Source organism: Pseudomonas sp. H3(2019), assembly GCF_007713465.1.
In the GTDB taxonomy this organism is placed as follows: Bacteria; Pseudomonadota; Gammaproteobacteria; order Pseudomonadales; family Pseudomonadaceae; genus Aquipseudomonas.
The window spans coordinates 104,026-121,178 of sequence record NZ_VMSG01000016.1; the positions used below are offsets into that span (position 1 = coordinate 104,026).

Annotated in this window: 14 protein-coding genes; 9 read left to right on the forward strand and 5 right to left on the reverse strand. The window is 59.3% G+C overall.

Annotated elements, in window-relative coordinates:
• Window position 1 precedes the first annotated feature (1 nt).
• Window positions 2-931: a zinc ABC transporter substrate-binding protein gene (locus FPT12_RS17285; RefSeq protein ID WP_145017767.1), complete on the forward strand. Its 930-nt coding sequence runs from the start codon at window positions 2-4 to the stop codon at window positions 929-931.
• 89 nt (window positions 932-1,020) lie between these two features.
• Here the strand turns inward: FPT12_RS17285 and FPT12_RS17290 are convergent, their stop codons facing one another.
• Together FPT12_RS17290 and FPT12_RS17295 are read right to left on the reverse strand one after the other, a co-directional pair.
• Window positions 1,021-1,971 carry a homoserine kinase gene (locus FPT12_RS17290; protein WP_145017769.1) on the reverse strand — a complete coding sequence of 317 codons (951 nt, stop codon included), beginning with the start codon at window positions 1,969-1,971 and terminating at the stop codon, window positions 1,021-1,023.
• Window positions 1,972-2,031: 60 nt separating this feature from the next.
• A complete protein-coding gene (locus tag FPT12_RS17295) occupies window positions 2,032-2,322 on the reverse strand; it encodes a DUF2782 domain-containing protein (protein WP_054594946.1) in 291 nt (96 codons plus the stop codon).
• A gap of 74 nt (window positions 2,323-2,396) precedes the next feature.
• Between FPT12_RS17295 and polA the strand changes: the two genes are divergently transcribed.
• Window positions 2,397-5,168: a DNA polymerase I gene (gene polA / locus FPT12_RS17300; protein WP_145017771.1), complete on the forward strand. Its 2,772-nt coding sequence runs from the start codon at window positions 2,397-2,399 to the stop codon at window positions 5,166-5,168.
• A gap of 427 nt (window positions 5,169-5,595) precedes the next feature.
• Here polA and yihA read toward each other — a convergent pair whose 3' ends face one another.
• A complete protein-coding gene (gene yihA / locus FPT12_RS17305; RefSeq protein ID WP_145017773.1) occupies window positions 5,596-6,240 on the reverse strand; it encodes a ribosome biogenesis GTP-binding protein YihA/YsxC in 645 nt (214 codons plus the stop codon).
• Window positions 6,241-6,431: 191 nt separating this feature from the next.
• Between yihA and FPT12_RS17310 the strand changes: the two genes are divergently transcribed.
• The 7 genes from FPT12_RS17310 (at window position 6,432) to FPT12_RS17340 (ending at window position 13,810) form a co-directional block, all read left to right on the forward strand.
• Window positions 6,432-6,722, forward strand: coding sequence for a cytochrome c5 family protein (locus tag FPT12_RS17310; protein ID WP_019694483.1), 291 nt, complete (start codon window positions 6,432-6,434; stop codon window positions 6,720-6,722).
• Window positions 6,723-6,768: 46 nt separating this feature from the next.
• Entirely contained in the window at window positions 6,769-7,374 is a 606-nt protein-coding gene (locus FPT12_RS17315; RefSeq protein ID WP_019694484.1) for a cytochrome c, read from the forward strand.
• A 200-nt stretch (window positions 7,375-7,574) separates the two neighbouring features.
• Window positions 7,575-8,204, forward strand: coding sequence for a thiol:disulfide interchange protein DsbA/DsbL (locus FPT12_RS17320; RefSeq protein ID WP_123581783.1), 630 nt, complete (start codon window positions 7,575-7,577; stop codon window positions 8,202-8,204).
• Between the two features lie 12 nt (window positions 8,205-8,216).
• Window positions 8,217-9,095, forward strand: coding sequence for an endonuclease/exonuclease/phosphatase family protein (locus tag FPT12_RS17325; protein ID WP_145017776.1), 879 nt, complete (start codon window positions 8,217-8,219; stop codon window positions 9,093-9,095).
• On the forward strand, window positions 9,092-11,239 hold the full coding sequence (locus FPT12_RS17330; RefSeq protein WP_145017778.1) for a GGDEF domain-containing protein: 2,148 nt from the start codon (window positions 9,092-9,094) through the stop codon (window positions 11,237-11,239). Before FPT12_RS17325 ends, FPT12_RS17330 begins: the two co-directional genes overlap by 4 nt.
• Before the next feature lie 101 nt (window positions 11,240-11,340).
• Window positions 11,341-12,120, forward strand: a complete 780-nt coding sequence (locus tag FPT12_RS17335; RefSeq protein WP_145017780.1) for an N-acetylmuramoyl-L-alanine amidase — start codon at window positions 11,341-11,343, stop codon at window positions 12,118-12,120.
• A 73-nt stretch (window positions 12,121-12,193) separates the two neighbouring features.
• Window positions 12,194-13,810, forward strand: a complete 1,617-nt coding sequence (locus FPT12_RS17340; protein ID WP_178098790.1) for an EAL domain-containing protein — start codon at window positions 12,194-12,196, stop codon at window positions 13,808-13,810.
• A gap of 7 nt (window positions 13,811-13,817) precedes the next feature.
• Here the strand turns inward: FPT12_RS17340 and FPT12_RS17345 are convergent, their stop codons facing one another.
• Window positions 13,818-15,608, reverse strand: a complete 1,791-nt coding sequence (locus FPT12_RS17345) for an ATP-binding protein (RefSeq protein WP_145017782.1) — start codon at window positions 15,606-15,608, stop codon at window positions 13,818-13,820.
• Window positions 15,609-15,618: 10 nt separating this feature from the next.
• Window positions 15,619-16,965, reverse strand: a complete 1,347-nt coding sequence (gene algB, locus FPT12_RS17350) for a sigma-54-dependent response regulator transcription factor AlgB (RefSeq protein ID WP_145017783.1) — start codon at window positions 16,963-16,965, stop codon at window positions 15,619-15,621.
• Between the last annotated feature and the right edge of the window lie 188 nt (window positions 16,966-17,153).

Genomic DNA, 17,153 nt, shown 5'->3' on the forward strand with positions numbered 1-17,153 from the left:
AGTGGTCATCGTGCCCAGACTTTTTGCCATTTTTGTCACATTTACTGCCAGTTTATTCGCGATCAACGCCGCTCATGCCGAGGTGAACGTGCTGACCAGCATCAAGCCCCTGCAGCTGATTGCTGCTGCGGTACAGGATGGTGTCGGGGTTCCCGAGGTCTTGCTGCCGCCGGGTGCGTCGCCGCATAACTACGCCTTGCGTCCTTCCGACGTACGGAAGGTACAGTCGGTGGAGCTGCTCTACTGGATCGGCCCGGACATGGAGGGTTTCCTTCCGCGCGTGCTCAAAGGTCGTAGCCTGCCGTCGGTTGCCGTGCAGGAGCTGCCGGGTCTGAAACTGCGGCGCTTCGCCGAAGACAGCCACTCTCACGCAGAAGAGGCCGACGAGCACGATCACGACCACCGCCCTGGCAGTCTCGATGCCCACCTCTGGCTGTCACCGGTCAATGCGCGGGTGATCGCGGCAAAAATCGCCACTGACTTGAGTGCTGCGGATCCGGCCAATGCGCCGCGCTATCGGAGCAACCTCAAGGCGTTCGATGAGCGCCTGGACGCGTTGGACCTGCGCTTGAAAGCGCGTCTGATCGGTATCGCGGGCAAACCTTACTTCGTGTTCCATGAAGCGTTCGACTACTTCGAAGACGCTTACGGCCTCAAGCACACCGGCGTGTTCAGCGTGGCTGCAGAAGTGCAGCCAGGCGCCCAACACGTTGCGGCGATGCGCTCGCGCTTGCAGGATGTCGGCAAGACTTGCGTGTTCAGTGAACCACCGTTGCGCCCACGCCTGGCCGAGACGCTGGTGGCCGGTTTGCCGGTGAAACTGGCGGAGCTGGATGCGTTGGGCGGCTACACGCCGGCGACGGCTCGGGGCTATGAGCAGGTGCTGGAGAAGTTGGGGAATGATTTGGCGGGGTGTCTGGAGTCGCTTTAACTCCGGGATATGCGTCGCCTCCATCGCGAGCAAGCTCGCTCCCACGGGATTTTCGCTGTCCATGTGGGAGCGAGCTTGCTCGCGATGCTTTAAAGGGCGAACGGCAACGGCGTGCTGACGTGCTGACGCTGGGCCAGGCGCTGCTGGAACTCCATCGGGTCGTGAATCAGCACGTCCTGCCCGGCAAAGGATTCGGCGGCGATCAAGCGTGACAGCCAGAACCGCACGCAGGCTACCCGCAGCATGGTCGGCCACAGATCAGCTTCGGCGGCGGTGAACGGACGCAGCGCGGCATAAGCCCCGAGCAATGCCCTCGCCCGCGGGCCGTCAATCAAGCCGTCTTCGTCCGAGCACCAGTCATTCAGGGCAATCGCCACGTCGTAGAGCATCGGGCCTGAGCAGGCGTTGTAGAAGTCGATCAGCCCGGTCAGGTGCGTGCCTTCGAACATCGCGTTGTCGCGGAACAGGTCGGCGTGGATGTTGGCCCGAGGCAGCGCCAGAATTTTGGTTTTTTGCTCAGTAATTTCGTTCAAGGCGCGTTGCAGCAGATTGCTTTGCGCGGCATTCAGGTGCGACAGCAGCTGCGTGCCTTCTTCGAGCATCCAGTCGAGGCCGCGATCGGTCTTGCGCTTGATCAGGTTGTCTTTGGTTGCCAGATGCAGATGCCCCAGCAACTCACCGACTTGCGCGCAATGCTGTGCGTTGGCTTCCTTGATGTGCTTGCCAGCCAGTCGTGGCTGCAGCAGTGCAGGCTTGCCGGCCAATTCGCGCAGGGCGATGCCGTCGGTGGTGCGCAACGCATAGGGCACCGGCAAGTTGGCGTCGTGCAGCACGTCGAGCAGCTCGATAAAGAACGGCATCTCCTGCACGGGGCCGCGCTCAACCAGGGTCAGGACAAACTCGCCCTGCTCCAGGCTGATGAAGAAATTGGTGTTTTCGCTACCCGCGGCAATCCCCTGGAAATCAAGCAGGCGGCCGAGCCCATAAGGGGCGAGAAAGGTTTCCAGCTCGGGCCGAGCCAGGGGGGTGAACACAGACATGGTTAAAAACTGCTCAGTTCGGGCGCTGCGGTTGAGCCAGCGCCGATTAAAGTTAAGAAACTACTTCCACGTAAAAATTTCCCACGCCGGAATCAGCATATTCGGCTGATCCGAGCGGATATAGTTTGCCTCCGTTCCGTCCGCACGTATCAGAAAGTACGGTTTTCCACCCTTCGGTGTGACCTTGATCGCGTACACGAAGCCGTTCTGGCGGTACTCCTGAATGACTTTGTCGCCTTCAGTGTGGATGGTGACTTCCGGTTCCGGCGTCGGTGCATCATTGGCTGCCATGACGGCCAGTGGAGTGATTGCAAAGAAGCCAGCCAGCAACAGGCGATTGAGTGAGCGCATGATAACCTTGTCCCTTTGTCGTCAACGGTCCCGCTATTCTAGCGCCGGACCCGCCGAAAAGGTTGATCCTGCTCATGAGCCAAGCCCCCCTCGTCCTGGTGGACGGTTCTTCTTACCTGTACCGCGCCTTTCACGCGCTACCACCGTTGACCACGTCCAAAGGCCTGCCGACCGGCGCGGTCAAGGGCGTGCTGAACATGCTCAAGAGTCTGCGCAAGCAGTACCCGGACAGCCCGTTCGCCGTGGTATTCGACGCCAAGGGCGGGACATTTCGCGATGACCTGTACGCCGAATACAAAGCCAACCGCCCCAGCATGCCCGATGACATGCGTGTACAGATCGAGCCATTGCATGCGAGCGTGATCGCCCTGGGCTTTCCGTTGCTGTGTGTCGATGGCGTTGAGGCCGACGACGTGATCGGCACGCTGGCCCGCAGCAGCGCGGCCGCTGACCGTCCGGTGGTGATCTCCACAGGCGACAAGGACATGGCGCAGTTGGTCGACGGGCACATTACCTTGGTCAATACCATGACCGGTAGCGCGATGGATGTGGCTGGCGTGAAGGAGAAATTCGGCGTCGCTCCCGAGCAGATCATCGATTACCTGGCATTGATGGGCGATTCCTCCGACAACATTCCAGGCGTTCCGGGCATTGGCCCAAAGACGGCGTCTGGCCTGCTGGTGGGTGTGAACGGTGGCCTGACCGAGCTCTATGCGCAACTCGATATCGTGCCGACGTTGCCGATTCGTGGTGCTAAAACGCTGCCGGCCAAGCTTGAAGAGCACAAGGAAATGGCGTTCCTTTCCTATCAACTGGCAACCATCAAGGTCGATGTGCCGCTGGACATTGGTCTCGACGACTTGCACCTGCGTGAGCCGGACCGTGAAAAGCTCGCCGAGCTCTATACCCTGCTCGAGTTCAAGAGCTGGTTCGAGGAAGTTCAGCGTGATGCCAAGCGAGCGGGCCAGGAAGTGGTCGCGGCGGTTGAAGAGGCCGTGACCGGCGACGATGGGCCCCAGTACACCACGGTCCTCACCCAGGCAGATTTCGACGTCTGGCTGAAGAAGCTGCAAAACGCCACGCTGTTCGCCTTCGATACCGAAACCACGGGCGTCGACGCGCAGCAAGCGCAACTTGTCGGGCTGTCGTTCGCGGTGCAGGCCAACGAAGCAGCCTACATTCCGTTGACCCATTCCTACATGGGCGTGCCGGATCAACTGGATCGCGACACCGTGTTGCGCGCGCTGAAGCCGATTCTGGAAGACCCGAGCAAACTCAAGGTCGGCCAGCACGCCAAGTTCGACATGAACATCCTGGCCAACTGCGCCATTGGTGGTGATCAGAGCTGCGGCATCGTGGTGCAAGGCATCGCCTTCGACACCATGCTCGAGTCCTACGTGCTGGATTCCACCGCGACCCGTCACGACATGGACAGCCTGGCGCTCAAGTATTTGGGCTACACCACCACCAGCTTCCAGGACATCGCGGGCAAGGGCGTCAAGCAACTGACCTTCGATCAGATTTCGCTGGAGCTGGCCGGGCCATACGCCGCCGAAGACGCCGATGTGACGCTGCGTCTGCATCAGACCTTGCATGAAAAACTCGACGCCATTCCAAGCCTGAGCAAAGTCCTCAGCGAAATCGAGATGCCGCTGGTGCCGGTGTTGGCGCGTATCGAGCGCCAGGGCGCGTTGGTCGATGCCAATCTGCTGGGCATCCAGAGCGTTGAACTGGGCGACAAGCTGGTTGAGCTGGAGCGTGAGGCGTTCGCCATTGCCGGTGAAGAGTTCAATCTCGGTTCGCCGAAGCAATTGGGCGTGATCCTGTACGAAAAACTCGGGCTGCCGATTCTCAGCAAAACTGCCAAGGGTCAGGCTTCGACCGCCGAAGCGGTACTGGCGGAACTGGCCGAGCAGGATTACCCGCTGCCCAAGGTGCTGATGCAGTACCGTTCCTTGAGCAAGCTGAAAAGCACCTACACCGACCGTCTGCCCGAGCAGATCAACCCTCGCACCGGGCGGATTCATACGTCCTACCATCAAGCGGTGGCAGCGACCGGTCGCTTGTCTTCCAGTGATCCAAACCTGCAGAACATTCCGATTCGTACTGCCGAAGGTCGACGGATACGTCAGGCGTTCGTTGCGCCCAAAGGCTACAAGCTGTTGGCGGCGGACTATTCGCAGATCGAACTGCGGATCATGGCCCATCTGGCCAAGGACGAAGGGCTGTTGCACGCGTTCCGCAACGACCTCGACGTGCACAAAGCCACTGCTGCCGAGGTGTTCGGGGTTGAACTGGCGGACGTCACCACCGATCAGCGGCGTAGCGCCAAGGCGATCAACTTCGGCCTGATCTACGGCATGAGCGCGTTTGGCCTGGCCAAGCAGATCGGCGTCGACCGTAAACAGTCCCAAGCCTATATCGACCGTTATTTCGCCCGCTATCCGGGCGTGCTCGAGTACATGGAGCGCACCCGCGCTCAGGCGGCCGAGCAGGGTTTCGTCGAAACCATATTCGGTCGTCGCCTGTACCTGCCGGACATCAACGCGAAAAACCCGGCCCTGCGCAAAGGCGCCGAGCGCACGGCGATCAACGCGCCAATGCAAGGCACTGCGGCGGATATCATCAAGAAGGCCATGGTGGCGGTGGATAACTGGCTGACGGCGTCAGGTCTGGACGCCAAAGTGATTCTGCAGGTGCACGATGAATTGGTACTTGAGGTTCGCGAAGACCTGGTCGATCGGGTTCGTGAGGAAATTCGCGCTCACATGAGCGGCGCAGCGACCCTGGATGTACCACTTTTGGTGGAAGTCGGCGTTGGAAACAACTGGGATGAGGCGCATTAAGCCGGTTTGAGGCGAACTTGCCGCGACCTGGTGTCGCGGCAGATGGCTGGCGAAGGGCTCTTAGTTCGGAAAATTCTTGGGGTTATTCCCAATAGGTTTTGAAATTAACCGGAACTAAATCCGTGAACCGCCACTCAGAGTTACTGAATGGGTGGTGAAGCCCTTCGATGCTCCTATGTTGTGTTAAGTGTTGGCAGATATCTGGACCCCGCCCTAGCGGTCCGGAACTTAGACCCCGAATTACTCTCTCCCCATACGTAATTCGGGGTTTTTTTTGCCCAAAAACTGCCTGTGGAACGGTCATGCTGCGTTAAAAACACGGCTCGAAATGCTCATTTAGGTCCCTAAACTCCGCTTTCGAGCCGTGTTTTTGCCTTGCCTGATCGTCCCACAGACAGTTTTCCGTATCTCGGATATCCACAAAAGCTTATTGAGCTTCTGTCTCGGCACCCTTGTCGGCCAGTTCCATCCAGTTTGCCAATACAGTGTAGGCATCTTCGAGGCCCAGGCGTTTTGGCGCCGAGAACAGCTGGATGGTCACGGTTTCGCCCCAGCCTTTACGGATTTCCGCCTGAACTTTGAGCAAGGTGTTCTTCGCTGCGCCATAGGTCAGTTTGTCGGCCTTGGTCAGCAGAATATGCATCGGCATGCCGCTGGCCACGGCCCAGTCGAGCATCAGCAGGTCGAAATCGGTCATTGGATGACGGATGTCCATCATCAGAATCAACCCCTTCAGGCTCTCGCGGCTGCCCAGATAGGCTTCCAGGTGGCGCTGCCAGTGTTGCTTCAGCGGGATGGGTACTTTTGCGTAACCGTAACCCGGCAGGTCGACCAGACGGCGTTCATCGTCTAGCTTGAAGAAGTTCAAGAGTTGCGTGCGGCCTGGTGTTTTCGAGGTGCGCGCCAGGCTGGCGTGAGTCAAGGTGTTCAGGGCGCTGGATTTGCCGGCGTTGGAACGCCCGGCGAAGGCCACTTCAAAGCCTTCGTCGTCGGGACATTGGTCGACTTTGGCGGCGCTGAGCATGAAGGTGGACTGTTGGCACAGGCCGAGGATGGGGTTCTTGAGTTGCATGGGATTTCCGATGTGGGCGGTGCCGAGATTGGTCGCAAAGAGCAGCGTCGTTTCCGTTTCAGTGACGCCAGTATATAATGCCGCAGATTTTGTGTGCGCTTTGTCCCAGCGTAGGATGAAGTTCACGAGAGCGATTGACCTTGATTGCGCACTAGAACGCAGCACGCTCTCAACCCTGAAAAGGTCGTTTTATGACGAAATGGCTGCTAGCTGCCGGTGTCTTGATGCCGCTTTACAGCGCTCAGGCTACACAGGATCCGGAAGCTGTGTACAACCGTGTTTGTGGAGCCTGTCATTCCGGCCAACTCCCAACGGCGCCTCAAAAGGGCGATAAGGAAGCTTGGGCGCCAAGACTGGCGCAAGGTATGGAGACGCTGGTGCAACACGTGACCCAGGGTTTCAAGGCGATGCCGCCGCGTGGTTTGTGCATGGACTGCAGTGCCGAGGATTACCGAGCAATCATCCAGTGGATGAGCGAGTGATCCCGGTCCATAACTCTTTAACCCTTAGCCGTAGTTGGATTAGCTGATGAACAAATTGATCGTGAGTCTGCTGTTGACCCTGGGGATCTCCGGCATAGCCCATGCTGCAGGCGATGCGACTGCTGGTCAGGCGAAAGCCGCAGTATGTGGCGCCTGTCATGGCCCGGACGGCAATAGCATGGCGCCAAACTTTCCAAAACTGGCGGGTCAGGGTGAGCGTTACCTGAACAAGCAACTGCACGACATCAAGTCGGGCAAGCGCACCGTTCTGGAAATGACCGGCCTGCTGACCAACCTGAGCGATCAGGACCTCGCCGACCTCGCTGCCTACTTCGCCAGCCAGAAAGGCAGCGTCGGCGCAGCAGATCCTAAAGTCGTGGCTCACGGTGAAGAGTTGTTCCGTGGCGGCAAGCTGGACCAGGGCATGCCGTCTTGCACCGGTTGCCACTCGCCTAACGGTGCGGGCAACGCCGCTGCTGCCTTCCCGCATCTGGGTGGCCAGCACGCTCAATACATCGCCAAGCAGCTGACCGATTTCCGTGAAGGTAACCGTACCAACGACGGCGACACGAAAATCATGCAGAGCATTGCTGCAAAATTGAGCAACAAGGACATCGAAGCGGTGTCCAGCTACATTCAGGGCCTGCACTAAGGTCGGTTGAGCGGGCGTTGCGCGGGGTGTTGATCTCGCGCAATGTTAACGCTCGATTAATCCTTCGATGCAAACATAAAAAGGGTGGCTTAGGCTGCCCTTTTTTGTGGCTGCTGCCGTTACACTAGAGCACTAATGCCCGCCATGATCTGCCAGAAAACAGGTCGCGCGAGGCGACCCAATTTGTTCAGGAGTAAAGCATGCGTAATCTGATTCTCAGCGCCGCACTCGTCACTGCCAGCCTGTTTGGTATGACCGCCCAAGCTGCCGAACCGCTTGAAGCCGGTAAACAATATGTCGAATTGGGCAGCGCCGTTCCGGTGGCTGTGCCTGGCAAGATCGAAGTCGTGGAGCTGTTCTGGTATGGCTGCCCGCACTGCTATGCATTCGAGCCGACCATCAATCCCTGGGTTGAAAAACTGCCTGCAGACGTGAACTTCGTGCGTATTCCGGCCATGTTCGGTGGTATCTGGAACGTTCACGGCCAGCTGTACATCACCCTGGAAGCGATGGGGGTGGAACACAAGGTTCACAAAGCCGTCTTCGAAGCGATCCACGGTGGCAAGAAGCTCGCTACCCCGGAAGAAATGGCTGAGTTCCTGGCCGGCGAAGGCGTCGACAAGGACAAGTTCCTGAGCACCTACAACTCGTTCGCCGTCAAAGGCAAAGTTGAAGATGCCAAGAAAAAGGCTCAGGCCTATCAGATCTCTGGCGTACCAACCATGGTCGTGAACGGCAAATACCGCTTCGATCTGGGCACTGCCGGTGGTCCTGAAGGCACCTTGAGCGTGGCTGATCAGCTAATCGCCAAGGAGCGCGCCGCTAAGTAAGCGGCGCCCGCCATGCGCCGCTGGGGTACTGAACGTCTCGTTGGTCTGCATGATCCGCAGGTCAACGAGCATCATCTGGAGTCCTCGGGCTTGCCTGCAGACAGCCGTCTGCGGTTGCTCAGTTTCAACATCCAGGTCGGTATCAGTACCGAGCGTTATCGGCATTACCTGACCCGTAGCTGGCAGCATTTGCTGCCGCACACCGGGCGAGCGGATAACCTGCAGAAAATCGGCAATCTGCTGGGCGACTACGATCTGGTCGCTTTGCAGGAAGCCGATGGCGGCAGCCTGCGGTCGGGCTACGTCAATCAAGTCGAACACCTGGCCCAGCTCGGCGCCTTCCCCTACTGGTATCAACAACTCAATCGCAACCTGGGCCGCCTCGCCCAGCACAGCAATGGCGTGCTCAGTCGATTGCGCCCATGGGCGATTGAAGATCATCCGCTGCCCGGGCCCAAGGGCCGTGGTGCGATTCTTGTGCGGTTTGGCGAAGGACCGGATGCGCTGGTGGTCGTGATGATGCACCTCGCGCTGGGGGCACGCGTGCGGACGATGCAGTTGGCCTACATTCGCGAGCTGATCGGCGACTACAAGCATCAGGTGCTGATGGGCGACATGAACACCCATGCCAGTGATCTGCTGCAAACCTCTCCTCTGCGAGACCTGGGGCTGCTCGCGCCGCAAGTCGAAGCGACGTTCCCCAGCTGGCGCCCGCAACGCTGTCTTGACCATATTCTGCTCAGCCCTACGCTGACCCTCGAGCGGGTCGAAGTGCTGGCGCAACCGATTTCCGATCACCTGCCGGTCGCGGTAGAGATTCGTCTGCCGAGTTCGCTCACGGTCGACGCATTGCCCGCGTTGAGTCCTGCCCTTCGCGGAACCCCTGAATGAGCGACGAAGCACAGCGCTGGAAAGAGAAATACCTCAAAAGTATCGAACAGCAGGAAAAGCTCGAGCGCCGCTGGGATGCCCGCCTCGATTTACTACGTCGCGGTTTGGTGCGCAGTACGCTGGCGGCTGAGGGCACCGACCGTGCGGTTGACCAGTGCATGAAGGAAATGCGCGAAGTCATCCGAACCAATGACATGGATGCAGGGTTGGCAGCATTGCTGCCACGCCTGGAAAAAGCCGTGCTCGACTCCGAGCAGCGGCGCGAGACCCGGGTCAATCAAGTCAGTGCTGCGTTGACCTCCCTGGTCAGTCAGCTCCAGGCGTTGCCGTTGCCGCGCGAGATCAGCCGCCCGCTCAAGACCTTTGCCAAGCAGCTCGACGGACGGGTTGGCCAGGCACGTGAGATTCCCCTGTTGCTCGGTGAGCTCAGTGGCCTGCAAGGTCAGGCGCTGAACCTGCTGGAAAACCCTTCCGAGCCAAGCCGCCCAGGTTTGCTGCAGCGTTTGTTTGGCGGTAGAGACGCGGATGCTCAGGCTTCAGAAGCGGGTGAGCTACAACACGAAGCGCTTGCTCCGAGTCCTGTTGAGCAAGTGTCGGCACCTGTAACAGAGGCGACAGCCGAGCCGGTGCATGAGTCACCAGTGCCGTTGCCGATCCAGGTTATTACCCCTGCTGTACACGAAATCCCGGCACCCACCGCGCAGGTGCCGCACGCTGCGATTGCAGAGTCGGAGCCGTTGGCACCTCAGTCGCTGGAAGAAGCAAAGCCATCACCTGACGTGGTGGCTTTTGTTCCTCCAGTGCTGGCCGTCGAAGCTGCGCGTGGCAAAGCGCAGGTAGCGGAACAGAATCTACCGGATGTGGATACGCCGGAAGAACCGCAGATATCCCCGACACCCGACCCGGTGACGGCTGCTGATTCAGTGGCGATCAATCCAGACGAGCTGACATCCGACGTCCCTCGGACGGGGGATGAAGCTTCGCCGTTAATTGATAGCCTTCCTCCCCTGCCGGCGATGGCAGAAGCCTTGGCTACTCTGGACCCGGAGCATCCTGAGCAGGATGTTCTTTACGCACTGCCCGACTCGCCGGAGCCGTCCTACAGCTCGGTGGCCAAACACATCGAGAGCACGCTGCTGGGGCTGCTGGACGATTTGTCGCTGCCCGAGCGTCACCGTCCGCAGGCCGAGGCGATGCGCGATCGGCTGCAAAATGGCTTGAATTGGTACGAACTGCTGCCGATCCTCGATGATCTGGCGGTTTTGATGCTGGCGATCACTGACAGTGGTCAGCATGAGTTCGAGGTTTATCTCAAGCAACTCAATGAGCGATTGGAGTCCTTCCAAATCAACCTGCAAGCCGCCAGTGAGGGTCATGCCGACAACCGCTCTGCTGCGCGGGAGATGGACACGCAGATCCGTGAGCAGGTCGATGGCTTGCAGAGCAGCATGCAGGACGCGGCCGATCTGGAGGGCCTCAAGCATGTGCTGGAGAACCACCTCGAAGGGTTGCTCGGCACCATGGATCAGCACCAGAAACAGCGCGACGAGCGTGAGCAGGAAGTTGCGGCACGCCTGCAAGGTTTGGCCGAGCGAGTCGCGAGCATGGAGCAGGAGGCTCAGGGTTACCGCGAGCACCTGGAAGAGCAACGCCAGAAAGCCCTGGTCGATCCGCTGACTGGTTTACCGAACCGGGCGGCCTGGAGCGAGCGTCTGGAGCATGAGATTGCGCAGTGGCAGCAACACGGAAACTCGCTGTTGCTGGCGATGCTCGATCTCGACCATTTCAAGCGCATCAATGATAACTACGGCCACCTGGCCGGCGACAAAGTGTTGAAGATCATTGCCAGCGTGCTGCACAAGCGCCTGCGCGGTACGGACTTCATCGCCCGTTTCGGCGGTGAGGAGTTTGTCTTGCTGGTGCCCAACACCCCTTTGGCGGTCGGCGCCAGGTTGGCAGAAACCCTGCGCGCGGCTATCGAAGCCTGCCCGTTTCACTTCAAGGGCGAGCGCGTGACGATCACCGTATCCATGGGGATGACGGCGTTCAGGGCGGGAGAACACAGCGACCTGGTGCTAAAAAGAGCCGATCAGGCACTTTACCGGGCGAAAAATGCCGGCAGAAACCGGGTAGAGCTGGGCTGATGGCAAGTGTTCCATGTTGTCTGATGCCAAGCTTTTGCCGGCTCAGTACGAGGCAGTACGTTACACTGTTGCATAACTGTCTTCAGCGTACTGCCCACGTCATGAAATCTATTGCTCTGTTTTTGGTGCTTCTTGTTCTGGCGGGTTGCGCGAGCGGTCCTCGAATCGACACCCGCCATCCGTCGGTGAACTACGACAACCGTGTGCAGTATATCGTCGTGCATTACACCACCGCTTCGCAGGAGCGTTCGTTGGCGTTGTTGACCCACGGCCAGGTCAGCAGTCATTACCTGATTGGCGACGACAAGAACGCCACCATTTTCAAACTGGTGGATGAAAGCCGCCGGGCCTGGCATGCCGGGGAAAGCGAGTGGCAGGGCCGGACCTGGCTGAACTCAAGCTCGATTGGCATCGAAATCGTTAATCCGGGGTTTCGCGATACGCCTGCCGGGCGCGTCTGGTATCCCTACAGTGAGGCGCAGGTTCAGTCTTTGATCTTCCTGATCAAGGACATCAGCAAGCGCAACAACATCAGCCCGCGAAACATCATTGGCCACAGCGACATCGCGCCGCTGCGCAAGCTTGACCCTGGGCCGTTGTTCCCGTGGAAGCGTCTGGCCGACGAAGGGCTGGTGGTCTGGCCCGATGCCCAGGCCGTAGCGCGTCAGCAAGCACTATTCGATGCACAACTGCCGAGCATCACCTGGTTTCAGGAAGAGCTCGCGCGTTTGGGCTATGCAACACCGCAGACCGGTGAGCTGGATGTGGCCACCCGGCATGTGCTGGCAGCTTTCCAGATGCACTATCGACCTTCACGGTTTGACGGTACGCCAGACGCGCAAAGCGCCGCGATTCTGCAAGTGCTCAACCAGACAAAATAATGACGCCCGCCCGACGGTCAGGGCTATTTTCTGATCAGTAGCTATAACTCATTGGTAATCCTTCGGATATTCAATGATGGCGGCCGCGAGCGAGACCCTGCGCAGTTGGTTCTATCGCCCGTGGTCTTTGGCGATGCTAGCGGCTGCGCTGAGTGCGGCTTTGCTCTTGGCCGGTAGCCTGGGCGTGGCGCTGCGGCAGGTCCAGCAACGCGAAAGCGAACAGATGAACGCGCAGGGCGAGCGCTTTCTAGAGCGCCTGGAGCAACTATTCGGTCAACTGCGCGAAGGTCTGGATGACCTGGAAGCGCAGCCGTTGCGTAGCTGCGACACGGACATGATCGCGACCTTGCAGCAGGTCAGTTTCAATTACCGCTTCGTGTATGAGGCGGCCTATATCGACGCTACGCAATTCTGTTCGAATCGGCCGCGGCAGGATGGGCTTTCGGCAATCCGACCACCGGACATCAAAGGACCGACCTACAGTTATTGGCTCAACACCTCGACCGAGCCCGACGAAAACCGTGCGGCGCTGATGTTGGGACGCGGTAATTTTCGCGTCGCCACCTCCCGAGGGCATTTGACCGACATGGTCGATCTGACGCCCGGCAGCGGCCTGTTGGTAGTGGTGGATCATGGCGCTCGGGCGATCCCCGTACTCGGCACACCACAAGCCTGGCCACTCAGCGACCCTTGGTCGCCCTTCAGCAGTGAACCGTTGCAGGTCACGAAAACCCGGTTGATCTATCGGATGCCGACCAACAATCCCGAGTACCAGTTGGTGTTGATCAGCCCACGAACCGCATCGCACCTGCCCACGCTGTGGTGGTGGTTGGTGCCGGCAAGCCTGGTGCTGGGTTTGAGCATTGGCGGTTTGGTGTTTCTGCTGGCCCGCCAGCGGCAATCGTTGGGCGGTGAGTTGCAGGGAGCCCTCAAGCGTGGCGAGTTACAGGTCCTGTATCAGCCAATCTTCGATCTCAAGAGTCGTCACTGTGTCGGTGCCGAAGCCTTATTGCGCTGGCGTCGGCCGGACGGCACGCTGACCAGTCCGGACCTGTTTATTCCCATGGCGGAAGACTCCGGGCAGATCCGTCAGATCACTGACTTCGTGTTGCAGCGATTGCTTGAACAGCTCGGTAAGTTACTTCGCGCCAACCCGCAGTTGTATATCTCGGTCAACCTGGCCGCCTGCGACGTCATGGTGCCGCGGATTGGCCAGGTCATGGAGCACTTACTGGCCATACACCAGGTTGCTGCGCGGCAGATCGCGTTTGAGGTGACCGAGCGCGGGTTGATCGATGTGGTGGTCGCACGGGAGAACCTGCAAGCCTTGCGCGATGCCGGGCATCAAGTGTTGATCGACGACTTTGGCACCGGTTATTGCAGCCTGGCTTACCTGCAAACCCTGCCGGTGGACTACCTGAAAATCGACAAGGCTTTCATTGATGCGCTGGGTCACGACGCCGCCAGCAGCGGTGTGGCGCCGCACATCATTCGCATGGCGCATGCCTTGCAGCTCAAGGTGATTGCCGAAGGTATCGAACATGAAGCCCAGGCCACGTTGCTGAGCAGTGAGGGAGTGAATTACGGCCAAGGCTGGTTGTTCGCCCATGCCTTGACCGCGACGCAGTTCATTGAATTGATCACCCGAGGCCGTCGGTTGGCGTCACGGCGGCTGGATGACGAGGCGTGATCGCCCGTTAGAGTGGCAGTGCCATGTAGAACTGAGTGCCTTGCCCCGGTCTGGAATACACACCCATGCGGCCGCCGTGCAGTTGCACGATCTCCTTGCACAGTGCCAGGCCGAGCCCGGCACCACCCTTCTTGCGCCCGACCTGAACGAAGGGTTCGAAAATCCGCCCCTGCTGGCCGTAGGCGATGCCTTCGCCATTGTCCTCGACGCTGACGATCACCCGCTCGCCATGCCGACGCGCTTGCAAGCGTATCTGCCCATTGTGGCTGGTATGGCGCAGCGCGTTGTCGATCAGGTTGTCCAGCACCCGGTCGAGTTGCGCCTGATCGGCCTGCAGTCGAGGGAGTGGCGTGTGCACTTCCACCAGCAACTCGATGCTTTGCTCATTGGCCCGCTCGGCGAAACGCTCCTGTGCTTGCTCCAGCAGGTCATCGATGTTGCACGGCGCCAGGGTGAGTTTTTGTAGACCATTCTGATAACGCGAGAAGTTCAGCAGGTCGTTGATCAACTGCATCAAACGCTGCATTTCCTCATTTACTGTGTTCAACAGGTCGGCTTCGCGAGAGTCCTCGGCAAAGTGCGCGCGCTCACGGAACAGACCGAAGGCCATGTGCATGCCGGTGACCGGCGTACGCAGCTCATGGGAGGCGCGCAGTACGAACTCACTGCGCACCCGCTCAAAGGCCCGTTGCTCGGTAACATCGTGCAGCACCATGACCGCGCCGAGGATATGCCCCTGGGGATGAATGACCGGCGTCAGGCTGTAGGTCAACAGTCGCGACTCGCCATCGACTTCGATGCTCAGGTCTTCAGGCGCACGCTCCAGTGTTCCGCCGCGCAGTACCGTTTGTAGTTGTTCATCGAGCTCCGGCCGTTGGAGCGCGGTGCCCAGGCCTTGGCCGAGGCGGCCTTCGTCCCAGCCCAACTGACGCTGTGCGACCGGATTGAGGTGCTCCAGATGGCCCTGACGATCAATCATCAGCAAACCGTCATCAATGCTGTCGAGCACGGCTTGCAAGCGTTGCTGACCAGCGAGCAGTTCATCGACATTGGTTGCCTGATGCTCACGCAAGGCTTCGGCCATGATCCCGAAGCGTCGGGTGAGCTGGGTCAGCTCCACCGCCGGGGAAATCGGCAGAGTGACATCGAAGTTACCCTGGCCGATGTTATCCGCGGCCTTGGCCAGTGCCTCGATCGGCTCACCGAAGCGCCGGGCGATGCCGTGAGCGGTGACGAAGCCGATGAACAGCACTGCCAACCCGACCAATCCGAGCAAGCCGGCAATCAGCAGCGCATGTTCGCGGGCATTGCGCTGGGTATCGTTGATGTTGTCCAGCGCTTGTTTGTGTTCGGCGATCAGGCCGTTGCGCAGCACGTTGAACTTTTCGGTGAGGCCCCGATTGCCGGCGAGCTTGCCGGACGGTTCCTGCATGAGGCTGAAGGCTTTGAGAAAGGACAGGTAGTCCGTGCGGGCCTGCTCGAAGCCATGATGCTCGCCATTGAAACTGTTTTCGTGCTCGATGCCTTGATCCAGCAGCTCGAAGTAGCGCCGTTCTGAGGTTTCCAGTGCCTCAAGGTCGGGCTTTATGCTGAGCATGTTGATCAACTGATCGTCCAGGGTCTGGCGCAGCTTGAGTTCCAGGTCCAGGGTGATGAAATTGTCGCGGATCAGCGCTTCCTGGTTACTGGCTATCTGCATCACGCTGACCAGCCCGAGTGCCAGGCCGAGCAACGCCACGGTGATCAGTGCCGAGATACTCAGAAACAGCCGTGTGCGCAACTTCATCGCCAGCTTCATAAGGTGCTGCTCACAGGTTGTACTGTTTGCGTTTTCGGTACAGCGTCGAGGCGTCGATACCCAAGGTCTTGGCCGCTTGATCGAGAGTGCCGGCGCTGGCCAGTACTGCGCCGATGTGGGCTTTCTCCAATTCATCCAGGCTTAGCGCTGCGCCGATTCTGGGAGCGTTGCTGGTGGTTTGCTCAGCCATGCCCAAATGGCTGATCTCGACTCGCTCCTGCGGGCAAATGATGCTTGCCCGTTCGACCACGTTACGCAGTTCGCGGATGTTGCCTGGCCAGCGATAGCCGAGCAGCGCCTCGCGTGCTTCGTCGCTGAAGACACGAGCCGGCCGCGCGTATTCTTTGACGAAGCGTGCCAGGAAGCGGTCGGCCAGGGCCAGGATGTCCTCGGCGCGTTCGCGTAGTGGCGGCAGGTGCAAGGTGATGACGTTCAGCCGGTAGAGCAGGTCTTCGCGGAATCGACCGTCGCGCACCATGTCTTCAAGATTGAGGTTGGTGGCGGCGAGGATTCGCACATCGGCGCGACGGGTCACCGGGTCGCCGACCCTTTCGTATTCCTTGTCCTGAATGAAGCGCAGCAGTTTGGGCTGCAAGGTCAGCGGGAAATCGCCGATCTCATCAAGAAACAATGTACCTGCGTCGGCCTGATTGACCCGGCCGAGGGTACTTTCGCTAGCACCGGTAAATGCCCCGCGGCTGTGGCCGAAGAGCTCGCTTTCCATCAGCTCGGTTGTCAATGATGGGCAGTTGATGGTGACGAAGGATTTCTTCGCGCGTTTGCTCCAGCCGTGAATGGCCCGGGCCAGTTCGCCTTTACCGGTACCGGATTCGCCGAGTATCAGAATGTTGGCATCGGTGCTGGCGACCTGGCGGGCGGTTTCCAGTACGACTTTCATCGCCGGGCTGTGGGAATCCAGGCCTTCGTTGGGCTTGCGCAGTTCACCTTCGAGGGCTTCAAGGCGGGCCGAGAGCTGGCGCACTTCCAGTTGTTTGGCGGTGGCCAGGCGCAATTGGTCGGGACTGCAAGGTTTGACCAGATAGTCGGCGGCGCCGGCCTGGATCGCATCGACGGCAGTGTCCACGGCCGAGTGTGCGGTGACGATCACAACGCGCATCCAGGGCGCCTGCACACGCATTTGTGCCAGGACGTCGAGACCGTTGTCTTCGCCCAGACGCAGGTCAAGGAAGCACAGGTCGAAGACCTGTCGTTGCAACAAGGCGTTGGCCTGGGCTGCGCTGTTGGCGGTGGCGACAGTATAGCCTTGGTCTTCCAGGCAGTAGCGAAAGGTGCGCAGGATGGCGGATTCATCATCTACCAGCAGAATGCGGCCTTGATGCTCGTTGGCGGATTCCATTTTTCCTACGCTCCTTAAATGAATGCTCTTAATTTAGTCTCGGAAAAATCGGGCAAGTTGCATGGTTGATTCTGGGCGCTTCTCGTCAGAATGGGGTGGTTGTGTGTCAGAAATCATAATAACTGTATGATTTTAAACGGTTTTATTTTTTTAGTGATGACCCCGACGTTTTCCCGCCTCTTTTTCTG